Raw genomic sequence first — 15,506 nt, 5'->3', positions numbered from 1 at the left:
ACCTCTTGGTTTCGCTGGTCTGGCAGGACTTTATTATCCCCACCGGAGGCGATAAATAATCTCGACTTCAATTCATTTGTTCTCCGGAGACAAAGATGGCCCGTCGTTTCGATTATCTCGCCGATGTCGAAGTGTTCGTAGCAGTGGCCGAGCACGGATCGTTGACGGCCGGCGCCATCGCCCTTGGAACGACACCTTCCGTCGTCAGCCGCGCCATCTCGAGGCTTGAAGCGCGGCTCGGCAGCCAGCTCCTGCGCCGCACCACGAGGCGTATCGGGCTCACCCACGACGGACAGCATTTTCTCGACCAGGCGCGTTCCGCCTTCTCGACCATCGATGACGCCGAGCGCGCGATCCAGGGCGGTGGCGGCCAGATCGCGGGCCGCGTCCGCCTGAGCGTGCCGACCACATACGGGCACTTTCGGCTGCCGCCTAAACTCTGCCGGTTCCGGGCGCTCCATCCCAAGGTCGAGATCGAGCTCAACATCACCAACCGCAACGTTGACCTGGTCGCCGAAGGCTTCGATCTCGCCATCCGCATGGGTCAGTTGCCAGACAGCGGTCTTGTCGCCCGCAAGATCGAGGATGGGGCCATGTGCCTGGTCGCCTCGCCCGACTACGTCGCCCGTCGCGGCGCGCCTGAGAACATCGCCGATCTCGATCGTCACGACTGCGTGCCTTTCGTCATGCCGAGCACTGGCAGGTTTGCGCCCTGGATGTTCCATGACAACGGCCAGGATCTCGACTGGGTACCCTCGTCCGGCGGGCTGCAGGTGAGCGACGACGTTCTCGGCGTGATGTCGATGGCCGAGCAAGGTGCGGGCATTTGCCAGACCTATGATTTTGTCGTCGAGCGTTCGGTCCAGCAAGGGAGACTGATCGAACTGCTGCCGCATCTGAACGGGCGAACGCGATCGATCTCGATCGTCTATGCCCCCAATCGCCGGCTTTCCGCCGCGTCCCGCGCACTGATCGACGTCTTGAGCGAACGGCATAGCTGATCGCGAAAGTGTTCGGAGCATTGCTCGACCCGACGCAATTTATCCGACTGCATCTTCCTAAACACACCCCAAGTCACAAAACTGTCACAAACAAGAGGCCGGATCGCCCGCGTTCAGTTTCGATTTGCCATAACAATGCGAGGACGAGACGTCATGAATGCCAAGGCACAGACGCATTCACCGCCGGTCCGGGCCGCCGGATGGCATCGGTCAGAAGCCGGAACGATCATCGCCGTCATCTTCGTTTCCGTCGCCATTCTCGCTCGCTGGTGGTTGCCGACCGGGTCTTCGGCATCGACTATTACGACCTCGTGCGCGACCCGAACGCCATCGCCCGCAACCCCGGCTATTTCGGCATCGTCTCGAATGTCGGGGTGATCTTCTGGATCGTCGGTGCAGCCGCGGCATTTCAGGCCTTTGCGGCAACAGCTGCAGCGGGGGCCACGCCTCTCAGGCGAACGCTGCTGGCTGGTGGGCTCTTTGCAGCCCTGATGGGTATCGACGATTTCCTCATGCTGCATGAGGCGGTCGCGACCACGGGCATCCCGGAAGAAGTCGTTCTCGTGCCGCACATGATGCTGCTTTGCGCGCTGTGCTACTGCGCCTACACCGTTCGGGCAGCAACGCCGCGACTGCTGCTCGTCGGCTCGGTCCTGTCGATGGGACTGTCCTTCGCCGCCGATATGGCCCCGATCCATGTCGGCGGGGCCACCTTCGTCGAAGAGGCTTTCAAGCTCGTCGGCATCCTGTTCCTGAGCACATATCTCATCACCATCAGCCACCAGGCGCTGCGACATGGCGGGGCGTCGCAACGCCCGGTCATCGCATAGAAGTCGTCATCGGCTGAGCTGCGGTCACTTCGTCCCGCCGCGCAACATCTGCTCCAGGAAGACATACTTCATCGCCGTCTGGGCCGCCTGTATCCGGCGGTCGCCACGCCCGCCATGGCCGCCTTCCGTTTCCTCGAAGAACAGCGCATTCGCATGGCCGGCGGCCTGCAGCCGTGCAGCCATCTTGCGTGCGTGACCGGGATGCACCCGGTCGTCGGCGGTCGACGTCGTCAGCAGCACCGGCGGATAATCAGTGTCATCCGCGACGTGTTGGTAAGGAGAATAGGTCGCCAGCCAGGCCGCGTCCTCGGGCTTCGACGGATCGCCATATTCGGCCATCCAGGATGCGCCCGGCGGCAGTTCGGTATAGCGCAGCATGTCGAGCAATGGCACTTCGATGATCACCGCGCCGAAAAGTTCGGGCCGCTGGGTCAAGGAAACACCGGTCAGCAAGCCGCCGTTCGACCCGCCTTGAATGCCGAGCATTTCAGGCGTTGAGATCCCGCGCCGCACGAGGTCTTCGGCAACGGCGGCAAAATCATCAAACGCGTTCTGGCGCTTGTCTCTAAGTGCCGCCTGGTGCCATCGGGGCCCGAACTCGCCGCCGCCGCGGATGTTGGCCTGGACATAGGCGTAACCCTTTTCGAGCCAGAGCTTGCCGCGCACGCCGGCATAGGCAGGCAGAAGCGGCACTTCGAAGCCGCCATAGCCGTAGAGCAAGGCCGGCACCGGCTTCTGCTGGTCGCGACGCCTGACGACAAAATAGGGAACGAGGGTGCCATCCCGCGAGCGCGCCTCGAACTGCTCCGATATCAGGTCAGACGCATCGAAACGCGCCGGCTGCGCCTTGACTGTCGCCAGCGTCTCGCCGTCATCGTCAGACCAGATGATCGAGCTCGGCGTCAGGAAATCGGTGAAGGAGAACGAGACGCTGGAGCCGAACTGATTGATGTGGCTGATGCCGACGTTGCCGTTTTCTGGCAGGGCGACCGGCGCGAGCGACCATCCGCGTTCGCCACGCTCGGCAAAGACCACGCGGCCGCGGACATTGTCCATCAGGCTGACGAACAGGCGGTCGCGCGTGCTCGCGACATGGGCGATCGAAACGCGGTCGGTCGGCGGCAGCACCGTTTCGATGGAGCCGAGTTCACCCGTTTCCAGCCAGCGCTTGAAATCGAAGGCGTAGAGCCCGTCCGGCAGGCATGTCACGGCACCCGGCGCGGACCAGGCGCCGCGCACGCCGAAGACGATCTGGCCCTTCAGAATTGCGATGTCGACGACGTCGTCCGGCAGCGGCAGCCGCCGGTTTTCACCCAAAGCGAGCCTGACGAAATGATGACCGGAATAGAAGTCTATCGTCCTTGTCAGCAGCAGGTACTGCGCGTCACCGTCGAACTCGAGCGAGCCGCCGACCGCCAGATCCTCGACCTGACCTTCGAAAATCGGCACCGCCTCGCTGAGATCAGTACCCCGCTTCCACAGCTTCACGACGCGGGGATAGCCGGACTGTGTCCGTTCTTCCTCCTCGAAGGCGGCGGCAACGATGACCGTGTCGATGTCGAGCCAGCTGAAATTCGATTTCGAGACCGGCGCCCGGAATCCGCCCTCGACAAAGTCGCCGGTTTCAATATCGAACTCGCGCATCTCGCTGGCGTCACCGCCATCGGGCGACAGGCTCATGAGGCAGCGGTCGAAATCGGGATAAAGACGGCGCGCGCCGCTGAACACCCATTTGACGCCTTCCTTTTGCGAAAGCGCGTCGAAATCGATGATCGTTTGCCAGTCCGGCTTGTCGGTCTTGTAGGAGGCCACAGTGGTTCGACGCCAGAGGCCGAGCGCGTTCACCTTGTCCTGCCAGAAGTTGTAGACATGGCCGCGCAGCTCATAACCGACCGCGATGTTGTCTTCTGCGGTCATCAGTTCCAGCGCCGTTTCGAACCGCGCCTGATAGGAAAGGTCTCCCTGCAGCCTCTCCTTGGTCAGCGCGTTCTGGTGATGCACCCAGTCGAGCGCGGGCCTGGACGTCCTGTCCTCCAGCCAAAGGAACGGGTCTTCAGCAATCGTCGAGAGATTTGGCGAAACGGGCTTGGTCATGAAATCTCCAGCGGCAATATCGGCGGGGCAATCGGGAGGTGCGGCAGCGCTATATGTTGTCGCGCCGCCTGGCTTTGCAATGCCAAAGGGCCGATTTAAGGCGTGCTCATTTTAGGCCGGCGTGGTTTGCCGATCGACCGCTGAGAGACCTCCTGTCAGCCCTGGGATGCCGCTTCGGCCCCGAGCAGCGCGTCCGGTCGCCGATCTGCAAGCTGGGCCAGGCAGACCTCCCGAACGCAGGCACGCAGCCAGCGATGCGCCGGATCGGCATCGAGCCGTGGGTGCCAGAGCATCGAAACCGTAACTTCAGGCACCGAAACCGGCAGAGGGAAACTGTGCACACCGGCGCGCAGGTTGCCGGTATGCCGCTCTGGCACACTGGCGATCAGATCTGATCCGCGTGCAAGGGCAAGTGCGGCCGAGAAGCCCCCGACCGTGGTGACGATCTGTCGCTCCAGCCCAAGTTTTTCCAGGGCGTCGTCGATCGGTCCCCTGTCGAGACCACGCCGGGAGACGAGCACATGCCGGCCGGCGGCGTAACCAGCTGATGTCACCGGGATCTGGCTCAAGGAGTGCCCATCGCGCACGACGCCGATGAAGCGATCGCGGAACAGCGCTTGCGTGCGCACTTCCGGGCCGGTCGAAAGCCCGATCACACCGGTTTCCAGATCGACGCTGCCGTCGCGCAACGCGCTGCTTTCTTTGTTCGGCTTCGGCAGGAAGCGCAGGCGAACACCTGGCGCTTCAGCACCGATGCGACGAAGAAGCTCAGGACCGAAATTCTCCACGAAGCCCTCGCTCGTCCGCAGCGCGAAAGTGCGGGTGAGCTGACCGAGGTCGAGCATTTCCGCCGGGCGCAGGACGGCTTCGGCGTCATCGACGAGTTGACCGACGCGCTCGCGCAGTTCCAGCGCCCGCGGCGTCGGGACAAGGCCGCGCCCGGCCCGCACCAGAAGCGGATCGCCCGTCACTTCCCTGAGCCGCGCCAGCGCCCGGCTCATAGCCGAAGGGCTGAGCCGCAGCCGTTCGGCCGCACGCGCGACGCTGCCTTGCGCAAGCAGGACATCAAGCGTGACCAGCAGATTGAGATCGGGTTTCGACATTGGCTCGGTATAGCGCAGTTTGATCGAGATGTGGCGTCTGATGCATGAATAAAGTGCAAATCATGCGTGTTCCGCCATATCAACCAAAGGCCTAGGCTTCTGACAGCTCCACTTCGGAGTTGCCAGGAGATGGAGTTTGTCTTGACGCGAGATATTGCAGCACCCACCGAGCCGGACGTTGAAGGCAGCGAGCAGACCCGGCCCGTCCGGTGGGCGCTGGCCAGCCTGTCGCTGTCGATGCTGTTGTCGGCGCTCGGCACCAGCATCGCCAATGTCGGCCTGCCGGCTCTCGCCCGCGCCTTCGAGGCGCCGTTCCAGCACGTGCAATGGGTGGTGCTCGCCTATCTGCTCGCCATCACTGCACTGATCGTCGGCGTCGGCCGGCTCGGCGACATCGTCGGCCGGCGCCGGCTGCTGCTCAGTGGTATTGCATTGTTCACTCTGGCTTCGGGCCTGAGCGGCTTTGCCCCGGCGCTTTGGCTGCTGATTGCCGCGCGCGCGGCGCAGGGACTTGGCGCGGCAATCATGATGGCGCTGACCATGGCCTTCGTCGCCGAGACGGTGCCGAAGGCACGGACCGGCAGCGCCATGGGGCTGCTCGGAACGATGTCCGCAATCGGCACGGCACTCGGACCGTCTCTCGGCGGTGCGCTGATCGCCGGCTCCAGCTGGCGCGCACTTTTCCTCGTCAATGTGCCGCTCGGTATCCTCACATACGTTCTCGCGCATCGTCATCTGCCTGCCGATCGTCAACGGATGACGCGCACCCCCGCCGGCTTCGATGTTCCCGGGACCATCGTCCTGGCATTGACGCTCACGGCCTACGCGCTTGCCATGACCATCGGCCGCGGCCAATTCGGCCCGCTGAACTTCGCCCTGCTAGCGTGGGCGGCGCTGGGCGTCGGGGCTTTTGTGGTGGTTGAAATGAAAGTCGCGTCCCCGTTGATACGCCTGGCGACGTTTCGCGATCCGGCTCTGAACGCGAGCCTGATGACCAATGCGCTGGTCTCGACGGTGATGATGACGACGTTGGTTGTCGGTCCCTTCTATCTCACGGGCGCCCTGGGACTTGATGCTGCCGTCATTGGGCTGGTGTTGTCGGTCGGCCCGGTGGTGGCGGCATTAAGCGGCGTACCGGCGGGCCGCTTCGTCGACCGTTTCGGCGCACGGCCGGTGATGGTGGCCGGACTTGCGGCAATCGCGGCCGGCGCCGCCGCATTATCCATGCTGCCGGCAACACTCGCCATCCTCGGCTACCTCGCGCCGATCGCCGTCGTCACCTCCGGCTATGCTCTCTTCCAGGCGGCCAACAACACTGCCGTCATGGCGGACGTGCCGCCGGATCGCCGCGGCGTCATCTCGGGCATGCTCAACCTGTCGCGAAACCTGGGGCTTGTTACCGGCGCATCGGTCATGGGAGCCGTCTTCGCCTTGGCAACGGCTGCGTCCGACATCGCCACGGCACCGCCCGAGACCGTGGCATCAGGAATGCGCGTCACGTTCGCAGTCGCGGCCGGCCTCACTCTCCTGGCAATGGTCATTGCCCTTGCGGCTCGTACGCTCGCGGCCCACTCGACATTGCCGAACGACGCACGGGAGCCTTAACGGTAGCGGGACTCCGCCGACGCGTCCTCTCGCCGGCTTCTATTCCAGATCCATCGTAGTGAAGACCCGGCAATTGTCGGGCGCGGGCGTGCCCCGGCAAATTTGCGCATCGACCAGTTGGTCGACCGCGAGCGTACTCGTCACCAGAAGTGCCTTGAACAACTGCCAATAGCCGAGGTTGCCGTCCTCGTTACGCGGGCTTTGGACCAGGACCTGATGTCGCACGCCCATCTCGCCGTAATATGCTGCCAGCTTTTTGGTGCCGGCCTCGCTTGCAGCTACGATCGGAATATCCGCGACGACTGTTCCTTCGCCGGCGAGCCGTCGAACGCCGGCCGCCAGAACCAGGGTGCATGCATCCACGCATCGTCCTTGCGAAACCGCCTGGCCGATATAGTCAGCCCCTCGGTTGTCGTTTGCCGTACAGCTCTCCTGCTCCCGCTGGCATCCGACAAAAATGGTCGTGCCGACGGCCACGCTCAGCCCATTCCTGCGGACGAGCCGACCGATTGCCATTGCTGCGGCCATGTCCCCGCCAGGCGACGAAAGGACCAATGGCAGCTTGCGGTCACCGAGCGTCCTTAACGTCACCTTCAGCAAAGTCGGCGTTTTTGGGCCGATCATCCCCTCGGCGGAAATCCATTCCGTGCAGGTAGGCTCGCAACCGGCTTGGTTCGAGCGCACGACGACGAACCGCATCTGCTGTTCGGCCGCAGCTGCCGGTTGCTGGAAGGAGAAGCCCGTGGCTTCCAGGCAAGTCAGCAGCGCCGCCCGCCGCAGGCGGGACGAGGTCTTGTCGGTCAAGGCACTCCATCCGGGCATCCCAATCTCCAGCCAGAATCCGTTAATCTAGCGCTCCAAGTCCGACATCACGAACACCCGGCAATTGGCAGCTGCCGGCACCGTCCTGCAAGCCTCGATCGAGGTCAGCAGTTCGACCCCACCCAGCTTGGTCGTCAGCTTCATCTCCAGCATCGCGACCGGCTCGATCTTGCGAATGTCGGCAGCGGGGGTGATCTTCATCAAATCGATGACGGAACGACCGACACCCATTTCCGCGAGATAGGCTGCCAGCTTGCGCTCGGTCGCCCTGTTCATCTCATAGGTCTTGTAGCCACCGACATTCCTGCGACTGACGACTTTCTTGCTGGTCATCTTCTTCTTGCCGTTCACGACGCGATATTTCGTCCGGTACTGGGTCTCCGTCTTGATGTAGGTCGTGGTGATCTGGTGCACGCCCAGAAACGCCCATTCGCCGACCACGCGCCGGGTGCCGCCTGCAAGCATCAATGGACAGGCCGAATTGCAATAGGCTCCGCCGGAAAAAGCAATGCCGATATTGCGGGCGCCTTTACGGTGGTTGTCACTGCAATCCTGCTGCTCGGGTTGGCAACCGATGAAGCGGGTCATGCCGACCGCAACTTCGAGCTTTCGCGTCCTGATCATACGCCCGATCGCTAGCGCAGCATCGACGTCTCCGCCGGGCGAGGTCACCACGACCGGCAGACGGCGGTTGCCAATCGACTTGAGCAGCCGCCTGAAGCGCGCCGGGCTTTCGTCAACGATCGTGCCCTCAGCCGATATCCACTCGGGGCAAGTCGGCTCGCACCCGGGCTGGCCGCTGCGAACCACAAAAAACTGCATCTCCGCGCCGTCCGGTTGCGACGCGCAAGCCGCTGTAGCCGAGGCCATGAGCCCGACCAACAGGCAGACAATGACCACTGAACGCGAGAACACTTCTCGTGGAAATGCCGTGCCGAGCAAAGAGGTGCACCTCCTCCCGAGTGCTTTTCTGTGCTGGAGTATCAGAACGGAGCGATCTCGCCCGATCCTGTCTTGCATCCCGGCGCTACCCGGACTGAATAAATTTCTATGCTGCCAATATGAATGTCGAAACACATGGCGCTTCTGGCGTGATCGTTGAGATCACGCGTGAGAACGCGAAATGAGAATGCCGGTTGCGCCGGCCAAGAATGAAATCAAAGATAGCACGACCGATAAATATAAGGCAATACTCATATAAACGAAATCGCTCGACATGCGCGACGTGATCAGCCGACACGGTTGCCGGCGCAGCGACCACCCAACTTCCCGGAAATTCTCGACTTCTTCAAACGAGAGGCTGTCAGAAGGCGCGGCATCAACTGTGCTCAAGTCACTGCGGTGAAATGATAATCGTCGCGCGGCAGGGAACAGACGCTCGGGGGACTAGATACGCCGCCGGCGCTTTGACAACATAGGCGCTCAAGGCAGGGTTGGCGATTCGATGACGATATTCTTCAAGACAGCGATTTCCGATGACGTGGCATTCGGGCTGATCGAGCGGTGTTTCTCCGATCCGGACGACTATGACGGCTATCTCGACATCTTTGGTGATCACACCGAGCAGACCGTTTCATGGAGCAAAGGCAGGTCGGCCGATGAGTTCAAGGATCAGATAACCGACGCACTGCGTTCGGCCTGGGAGACAGCGCGTTTCTGGCAGGTTTACGAACGGCGTGAAGGCCGGGACGACGCCGGCACCAATGAAATTCGAAGAGCCGCCATCGACCTGACGCGCGCCTATGGCGGCGTGATCGTGATCACGCTCAGCCTGCTTGGACGACGCAGCAGCGCGAACGATCTCGAACTCGTGTTCCTCTGCTTCCAGGAAGATGCTCAACGCCGGAATTTTCGTGTGCGTTACGACGGCAAATTCGTGTCGGTCTGAAGCCATGGATGCTTTGGTGATGGAAGGCGATGACCTCATCCGGATAAGCCCTGTACGAGGACATGGCCACGTTTCGGGTGAACGAAACGCAGGCCGGCGCTAGAGGACGACGGGTATTAGTGAAGTTTTCTCTTGAGCAACTGCGAGGATGCCGTCTCTTCGAGAATGTGGTGGTCCTCGTTGAGCGTCGTGCGATGCTTGTGCGACAGGCTGACGAGACAGTCCGCAATTTCGTCGGAAGTCCAACCCGCGGCCTCCGCACGCTCGACCAGTTCCAGGAAGGCACCTTCAACCGCGCTCTCGCAATCCGGCTCCCGATCCGGGTGTCCATGACTGACAAGCGGCACAGCGATTTTGGTCATGAGCGAACCTCCGGGGTGAAGAATAGTGCCCTGGCAAGGGCCTGAAAAGCGACCAAAGTCCTAACTTTAAGGCGACCTTGGTATTCCGAGACGCCGGTCGCCAAATGCCAAGGCGAGCGCCATCGATCGCTAAATAATCTGACAGCGGCTGCGGCCACGACGCGTCATCCTGCCATCATCGGAAACGAATGACAGGAGATGATCCAATGTCGGACGCATCCCATGACAACCTGATCCATGTCTCCACACGCCTGATCGCCCCGCGGGAAAGGTTTGCGCCTTCGACTGACCACGGAACGCGAGGCTTTCCCTGGGTACTGCTTGCCCGGATTTCCCGCTGGACGAAAACGCGGCGCGGGCGCCTGGATCTGCTTGCGCTTTCCGACCATCAGTTGAAGGATATTGGTCTGTCGCGCGGGGCAGCCTATAACGATTTCTACAAACGCGACGAATAGGACCGCAATGTCCCAGTTTTCGTGCCAGACGCTTCTCGACACTTCGACCGCCTCGCTTCGGGACGTTGTCTGCGACGGTTCGTGCCGTGGGAAAAGCGGCGAGGAATGCTCCCACCGCACAAGCCTCGTCTATCCCTATCGCGGCGTCTTCATGCGGCATCTGGGCAAGGCCGAAACCGTGGCTGAGTCCAATCAGGTGATCTTCTTCAACAGCGGTGAAGACTATCGCGTCAGCCACCCGATCGAAGGCGGCGATGCGTGCCTCGACGTGCAGGTGGACGAAGCCATCCTCTGCGAGCTCGCGCCGAAGGAGCAATTGCGGCCGGGCGCACTTTCCGCGTTCAAAAGACCGCGCCGGCGCATCGATCCACGGGCGCAGGCGCTCGTCGCGCTGCTGCGTTACAGCCTTCACCGCGGGATTGCCGAAACATTGGAAGCCGAGACGCTAACGCTGACATTGATCCGGCGGTCGCTCGGCGAGAGGACGTCGCACGGCGCCGCCACGACCTACGGCCGCGAAAAGCTCGTCGATCGGGCGAAGCTGGTTCTTTCGACCGATCTCGCCCGCCGCTGGACATTGGCCGAGGTGGCAACGGAGGTCGGCGTATCACCGGTCTATCTCACCCAGGTTTTCCAGCAGGTCGAAGCCATGCCGCTCTACCGTTACCAGTTGCGGCTGCGGCTTGCGCGGGCACTGGACCTGCTCGGCTCCTGCCATGACCTGACGGCACTCGGCCTCGACGTCGGCTTTTCCAGTCACAGTCATTTCAGTGCGTCGTTCAAACAGGCCTATGGGCGCACGCCCGCCGAATTCCAGCGCGCCCTGCATCTTCGCTAACACCACAAAATTGTCTGCCCGAGGGCCTCGTGGCGACACCCGCCCAACGGCCGCCAACCTAGAGTTCTGCACCGGACCATCCTGAGGCCCGATGCGACCTGGATTTAACTGGACAAAAGTAATCATAAAAAATTCCGGATCGGTGAAAAAAAATCGAGAGCCGCTCGTCTTTGTATGAAAGCGCATGCTGAAGCACCGCGCCGAAAGCCGAGACGGGTGGAAGATGAGCTCACCGGAATGCCGCAACGGACGCCTGCCGTTTGAGGGAGAACATGACCGCACAGGTTCGTTTCTGCCTGGAGCGATGGCGACCGACGCATTTGCGTTCATGACCTGGCACGCTGTGTCGCCGACACACATCGCGTCCGTCCGTACCGACAGCTCAAACGGACGTCATCAATCGCGCCCGTCTGGAACGCCCTCATGTGGCGCCCGGCTGCCAGCCGGCCACATCCTGCGCCAATCCCATCCGCCTCCTCGGGCGGCTGGCAGACCGTGCGTGATGCATATCGCGCCGACCTAAGCCCGTTCACTAGGAAAATTCAATGCGTTGCGTCTCCCACGCGACGCGATTGCGCGACTTTGCATGTCGCGTGCCGAGGATCGACAGACATGAAATCGTCTAGGCAAATCGCAGAAACTGCGACATTTCAAAGCTTCGCCAACTGCTACCTCAGGGAGGTCAATCCCGGCATGCCCGTCATGCATCGGACCGGTGGTGGGTCCTTCCACAGCATCGAATGGTCGCTTCCCCGCCAGCAAATGATCGTACGCGTCGAGGTCACCTCATCGTCCCTTTGCGGCCCGCTTCACTTCGGCGGGGCCTGGGGGCGCAACGTCTCCGATCCGTCCTGGCGTCCGATCGAGCTGATGTCCACGCTCCATATGCTGGTCCAGGCCGCCTACCGCCAGGACGACGCGAGCCAGGCAGATGCGTTGCGCGGCTTCGAACTCGAGCTTCTGATCCGGGTGCTCGAAAGCTATCAACAGACAGCGCTCTACATCGACAAGGCGCTACCGTATCGGGAAAACGCCGGCGAATTTCTCGAGGCCGAGCAGTCGCTTGTCTTTGGGCACTGGCTGCACCCGACGCCGAAGAGCCGGCAGGGCATGACCTATTGGCAGCAGGAGAGCTACGCGCCGGAACTGCGCGGCCAGTTCAAGCTGCATTATTTTGCAGCGAAGATGGACCACGTCAGTCACGCATCCTCCCGCTCGACACAGGCGCCCGACATCGTCCGCTCGCTGTCGGGGCTCGATGCGAAAGGCCTGGGCCTTGCGAACGACGAGTTCCTGCTGCCGATGCACCCGTTGCAGGCGGAAGCCCTGCTTCTCGACCCTAACATTCAGGCGATGCAACGGGCCGGCATCCTGCGTCACCTCGGCCCGGCCGGCTCCCTCTTCAGCGCGACATCGTCCGTCCGCACGGTCTTTGGTGCTGCTGAAGACTGGATGCTCAAGTTTTCGCTGCCGGTGCGCATCACCAATTCGGTCCGCCTGAACCGAAGGCAGGAACTGGAGGCCGGCGTCGCCATGGCCAAGCTGGTCGACCGGATCGGCATGGCGAAACGCTCGGCAAACTTCCGCATCATCCAGGACCCCGCCTATATCACGCTCGATCTGCCGGGCCACAGCGAGAGCGGCTTCGAGGTCATCCTGCGCGAAAATCCCTTCGCGCACGGCAACGGACAGGGCGTCATAACCGTGGCGGCGCTGACCGCCGACCCGCTTCCGCAGACGCCGTCGAGGCTCGAAAAACTCCTGCGCACGCTGGCCGTCAGGGACGGAGACGCCCTCGCCGACACCTGCATCGCCTGGTTCCAGCGCTATCTCGAATGCGCCGTCGAACCGCTGATCCGGCTCTACGACGACTATGGTGTCGCACTCGAGGCGCACCAGCAAAACAGCCTGCTCGACATCAGCGCCGGGTACCCCTCGATCAGCTACTACCGCGACAACCAGGGTTTCTATCTCTCCGAACGCTATCGCAGCCTGCTGGCGAGCCACGTCCCGGAAACCAAGACGATCCCGTCGCTCTATTTTCCCGAGAACGAGATCCGCGACCGCTTCGCCTATTACCTCATCGTCAATCAGGTCTTCTCGGTTATCAGCCGCATGGGCCACGACGGATTGTGCGATGAATGCACGCTTCTCAGGATGCTCCGGAACCATCTGGAGCAATGCGCGCTAGCAATGACCGGCGCCGGACGCGATTTCGCCCGGCATGTCCTGGACCTGCCGACGATCGCGTCGAAGGCCAACCTGACCACCCGGCTGTTCAATGTCGACGAACTGCAATCCGACCACGCGCCGATCCTTTATCGCCCCGTGCCAAACCCTTTGCGGGCACCGGCGGCGCTGACAGCCCTGAGGACAAGCCATGCCATTGCCTCTTGATCTCCAGGGACGCCCGGACGACCGGGTGCTTCGCCAGCTTGTTGCCGCCCTTCTGTTCGAAGGCGTCATCGAGGCGCATCGGAGCGAGGGCGGCGAGGGCCCGACGCATTTTCGCTGGACGCTCGGCGGCCGCGAGTTTCGGTGTGACGCCATCCTCGGCGCGTTCGGGCGAACCCGCCCGTTGCCGGGATCGGTGCAGATGCGGGAAGGCGACGACAGCTGGAGCGAGGCGTCGCTGGCGTTCGTGGTTTCCGCCCTGCCGGGCACCGGTATCACCCGGGGCAAGTTGCTGAACGAGATGAAGCAGACGATTGCCTTTTCCGAGTGGAACGACCGCCATCTGATCGCCCGTCCACGGCGGGAAATGTCCTTTGCCGAGCTCGAAGGTGCCATTGGCGAGGGGCATCCCTATCACCCCTGCTACAAGGCGCGCGCCGGCTTCTCATTCGCCGACCACGAGCTCTTCGGCCCAGAGGCCGGCCGATCGTTTCAACTCGTCTGGCTGCTCGTCGCCCGCCGCCATCTTCGCCAAGCCCTGCCCGACAGCGAGGAAGCGTTCTGGCGCGCCGAACTTGGCGAGGAAACCTGGGCGCATTTCCAGGGCATGCGAGAACAGCTCGGTGCCTCCACTGAGGATTTCGGGCTCGTGCCGCTGCATCCGTGGCAATGGCGCAATTTGAGCGAGGCACTCTCTTCCGGCTGGATCGCAGCCGGCGAAGCCCATTGCCTCGGCCCATTGGGCGACCGCTACACGGCCACTCAGTCGGTGCGCTCCTTGCTCAACCGGGACCGGCCGCGCGCGGCAAGCATCAAGTTGCCGCTCAACATCGTCAACACGTCCTCGCGGCGCATCCTGGAACCGCACTCGGTCTGCACCGCTCCGGTCATCTCCCGCTGGATCGGCGAGATCGTCGCTTCGGACCCGCTCTTTGTCGAGCAATATCCGCTGACCATCCTGCAGGAATATGCCGGGATCATCGCCGATGCCGACGAGCCGCTGGCCGGGCAAGTGGGCGCGATCTGGCGTCAAAGCGCGCAGGCGACACTGAAAGCGGGAGAAGCCCTCATCCCCTTCACCGCGCTGATGATGATGGAGACGGATGGGCGGTCCTTTGCCGACGACTGGATCCGGCGCTACGGCCTGATGCCGTGGATCAACCGGCTGCTCGAGGTCGCCGTCCTACCCGTCTGGCATCTGCTCGTTTATCACGGCATCGCCGTCGAGGCGCACGGCCAGAACATGCTGCTCGTCCACCGCGACGGATGGCCAGTGCGACTGATCCTGCGGGATTTTCACGAGAGCATCGAATTCTCGCCGGATTTCCTGCGCGACCCGGAAAAAGCGCCCGATTTTGCCTCCCTGCATCCGCTCTATCGGGATGCAGAGCCGGACCAGTTCTACTGGACGGACAATCTGGATTCGCTGCGCGAACTGGTGATGGACACCCTGTTCGTCTACAATCTGAGCGAGGTCAGCCATCTTCTCGACCATTGCTATGCCCTCAGTGAGCCGCTCTTCTGGCAGCGGGTCGAAAACCTGCTGTCATCCTATCCGCACAAGCACGGCATTGCTGGCAGGCAGGCTCAGCTCGGCCACGACAGGCCCGAAATTCTCACCGAATCCCTGATGACGAGGAAGCTCTTCGCGCGCAAGCCGGAGTACCACCACGTGGTGCACAATGCCTTGGCCGCGGACAGGCTTCAACGAAGGAGGTGGCATGAAAGAGACCGCGTCCGCTGAGAGAACGGATCACTGAGATGCCGGTGATGATTGAGGGACAGCCACGCTTCCAGCCTTTCGGCTTATCCTGTTGGGGTTTTCGAGATCTCAACAAGGGAGTTGGAAGCATGACTGCGTCCTATGATTACCATATCGGCGTCGATTACCACAAATCCTATAGCCATCTGGTGGTGCAGGACAGCAGCGGCAAGACGCTCAGATCGGGCCGGGTGAAGAACGATCGCCAGTCGCTTGGCGGGTTTCTCGAGCGGTACCGCGAAAACAGCCATGCGGTTGTCGAGGCGACGCGCAACTGGATGGTGATGTACGACTGGCTCGACGACATTTGTGATGATGTCGTTCTCGCCCATCCGTTGAAGGTCAAGGCGAT

The 15,506-nt window shown here is 62.2% G+C and carries 14 protein-coding genes; 9 read left to right on the top strand and 5 right to left on the bottom strand.

Going from position 1 to position 15,506, the window contains the following annotated elements; genetic code table 11:
• The first annotated feature begins 95 nt into the window (after positions 1-95).
• Together ABIE33_RS13265 and ABIE33_RS13260 are read left to right on the top strand one after the other, a co-directional pair.
• Positions 96-1,001 (top strand): LysR family transcriptional regulator, encoded by a 906-nt coding sequence (locus tag ABIE33_RS13265; RefSeq protein WP_429125594.1) that lies wholly within the window; start codon positions 96-98, stop codon positions 999-1,001.
• A 200-nt stretch (positions 1,002-1,201) separates the two neighbouring features.
• Positions 1,202-1,831: a hypothetical protein gene (locus tag ABIE33_RS13260; RefSeq protein ID WP_429125593.1), complete on the top strand. Its 630-nt coding sequence runs from the start codon at positions 1,202-1,204 to the stop codon at positions 1,829-1,831.
• Positions 1,832-1,855: 24 nt separating this feature from the next.
• Here the strand turns inward: ABIE33_RS13260 and ABIE33_RS13255 are convergent, their stop codons facing one another.
• Both ABIE33_RS13255 and ABIE33_RS13250 read right to left on the bottom strand, forming a co-directional pair.
• Positions 1,856-3,925, bottom strand: coding sequence for a prolyl oligopeptidase family serine peptidase (locus ABIE33_RS13255; protein ID WP_429125591.1), 2,070 nt, complete (start codon positions 3,923-3,925; stop codon positions 1,856-1,858).
• 155 nt (positions 3,926-4,080) lie between these two features.
• Complete coding sequence (locus ABIE33_RS13250; protein ID WP_429125589.1) at positions 4,081-5,028, bottom strand: LysR family transcriptional regulator; 948 nt, start codon at positions 5,026-5,028, stop codon at positions 4,081-4,083.
• Between the two features lie 129 nt (positions 5,029-5,157).
• Between ABIE33_RS13250 and ABIE33_RS13245 the strand changes: the two genes are divergently transcribed.
• On the top strand, positions 5,158-6,633 hold the full coding sequence (locus ABIE33_RS13245; RefSeq protein ID WP_429125587.1) for an MFS transporter: 1,476 nt from the start codon (positions 5,158-5,160) through the stop codon (positions 6,631-6,633).
• A gap of 39 nt (positions 6,634-6,672) precedes the next feature.
• Here the strand turns inward: ABIE33_RS13245 and ABIE33_RS13240 are convergent, their stop codons facing one another.
• Both ABIE33_RS13240 and ABIE33_RS13235 read right to left on the bottom strand, forming a co-directional pair.
• Positions 6,673-7,437 carry a hypothetical protein gene (locus tag ABIE33_RS13240; RefSeq protein ID WP_429125585.1) on the bottom strand — a complete coding sequence of 255 codons (765 nt, stop codon included), beginning with the start codon at positions 7,435-7,437 and terminating at the stop codon, positions 6,673-6,675.
• Positions 7,438-7,482: 45 nt separating this feature from the next.
• A complete protein-coding gene (locus ABIE33_RS13235; protein WP_429125583.1) occupies positions 7,483-8,277 on the bottom strand; it encodes a hypothetical protein in 795 nt (264 codons plus the stop codon).
• Between the two features lie 622 nt (positions 8,278-8,899).
• Here ABIE33_RS13235 and ABIE33_RS13230 point away from each other — a divergent pair.
• Positions 8,900-9,343 carry a hypothetical protein gene (locus ABIE33_RS13230; protein ID WP_429125581.1) on the top strand — a complete coding sequence of 148 codons (444 nt, stop codon included), beginning with the start codon at positions 8,900-8,902 and terminating at the stop codon, positions 9,341-9,343.
• Positions 9,344-9,459: 116 nt separating this feature from the next.
• Here ABIE33_RS13230 and ABIE33_RS13225 read toward each other — a convergent pair whose 3' ends face one another.
• Positions 9,460-9,705, bottom strand: a complete 246-nt coding sequence (locus ABIE33_RS13225) for a hypothetical protein (protein ID WP_429125579.1) — start codon at positions 9,703-9,705, stop codon at positions 9,460-9,462.
• A gap of 206 nt (positions 9,706-9,911) precedes the next feature.
• On the opposite strand from ABIE33_RS13225, the gene ABIE33_RS13220 reads away from it, so the two are divergent.
• From ABIE33_RS13220 to ABIE33_RS13200, 5 genes are all read left to right on the top strand, one after another.
• Positions 9,912-10,160, top strand: a complete 249-nt coding sequence (locus tag ABIE33_RS13220; protein WP_429125577.1) for a DUF1127 domain-containing protein — start codon at positions 9,912-9,914, stop codon at positions 10,158-10,160.
• Positions 10,161-10,167: 7 nt separating this feature from the next.
• Positions 10,168-10,998: a helix-turn-helix transcriptional regulator gene (locus ABIE33_RS13215; protein ID WP_429125575.1), complete on the top strand. Its 831-nt coding sequence runs from the start codon at positions 10,168-10,170 to the stop codon at positions 10,996-10,998.
• Positions 10,999-11,610: 612 nt separating this feature from the next.
• Complete coding sequence (locus tag ABIE33_RS13210) at positions 11,611-13,395, top strand: IucA/IucC family protein (protein WP_429125573.1); 1,785 nt, start codon at positions 11,611-11,613, stop codon at positions 13,393-13,395.
• A complete protein-coding gene (locus tag ABIE33_RS13205; RefSeq protein WP_429125572.1) occupies positions 13,379-15,136 on the top strand; it encodes an IucA/IucC family protein in 1,758 nt (585 codons plus the stop codon). The genes ABIE33_RS13210 and ABIE33_RS13205 overlap by 17 nt, the downstream gene beginning before the upstream one ends.
• A gap of 107 nt (positions 15,137-15,243) precedes the next feature.
• On the top strand, positions 15,244-15,506 hold a 263-nt coding region (locus ABIE33_RS13200), incomplete at its 3' end, for an IS110 family transposase (RefSeq protein ID WP_429125570.1).

Origin of the sequence: Ensifer sp. 4252 (assembly GCF_050434565.1) — a bacterium.
In the GTDB taxonomy this organism is placed as follows: Bacteria; Pseudomonadota; Alphaproteobacteria; order Rhizobiales; family Rhizobiaceae; genus Ensifer.
The sequence above is the reverse complement of the archived record's forward strand: the minus strand, read 5'-3'. Positions and strand labels throughout refer to the sequence as shown.

Coding starts and splice junctions, on each gene's coding strand:
- ABIE33_RS13250 (WP_429125589.1), bottom strand. CDS start 5,028: ATGTCGAAACCCGATCTCAATCTGCTGGTCACGCTTGATGTCCTGCTT.
- ABIE33_RS13245 (WP_429125587.1), top strand. CDS start 5,158: ATGGAGTTTGTCTTGACGCGAGATATTGCAGCACCCACCGAGCCGGAC.
- ABIE33_RS13225 (WP_429125579.1), bottom strand. CDS start 9,705: ATGACCAAAATCGCTGTGCCGCTTGTCAGTCATGGACACCCGGATCGG.
- ABIE33_RS13205 (WP_429125572.1), top strand. CDS start 13,379: ATGCCATTGCCTCTTGATCTCCAGGGACGCCCGGACGACCGGGTGCTT.
- ABIE33_RS13235 (WP_429125583.1), bottom strand. CDS start 8,277: ATGCAGTTTTTTGTGGTTCGCAGCGGCCAGCCCGGGTGCGAGCCGACT.
- ABIE33_RS13220 (WP_429125577.1), top strand. CDS start 9,912: ATGTCGGACGCATCCCATGACAACCTGATCCATGTCTCCACACGCCTG.
- ABIE33_RS13255 (WP_429125591.1), bottom strand. CDS start 3,925: ATGACCAAGCCCGTTTCGCCAAATCTCTCGACGATTGCTGAAGACCCG.
- ABIE33_RS13230 (WP_429125581.1), top strand. CDS start 8,900: ATGACGATATTCTTCAAGACAGCGATTTCCGATGACGTGGCATTCGGG.
- ABIE33_RS13260 (WP_429125593.1), top strand. CDS start 1,202: ATGGCATCGGTCAGAAGCCGGAACGATCATCGCCGTCATCTTCGTTTC.
- ABIE33_RS13215 (WP_429125575.1), top strand. CDS start 10,168: ATGTCCCAGTTTTCGTGCCAGACGCTTCTCGACACTTCGACCGCCTCG.
- ABIE33_RS13265 (WP_429125594.1), top strand. CDS start 96: ATGGCCCGTCGTTTCGATTATCTCGCCGATGTCGAAGTGTTCGTAGCA.
- ABIE33_RS13210 (WP_429125573.1), top strand. CDS start 11,611: ATGAAATCGTCTAGGCAAATCGCAGAAACTGCGACATTTCAAAGCTTC.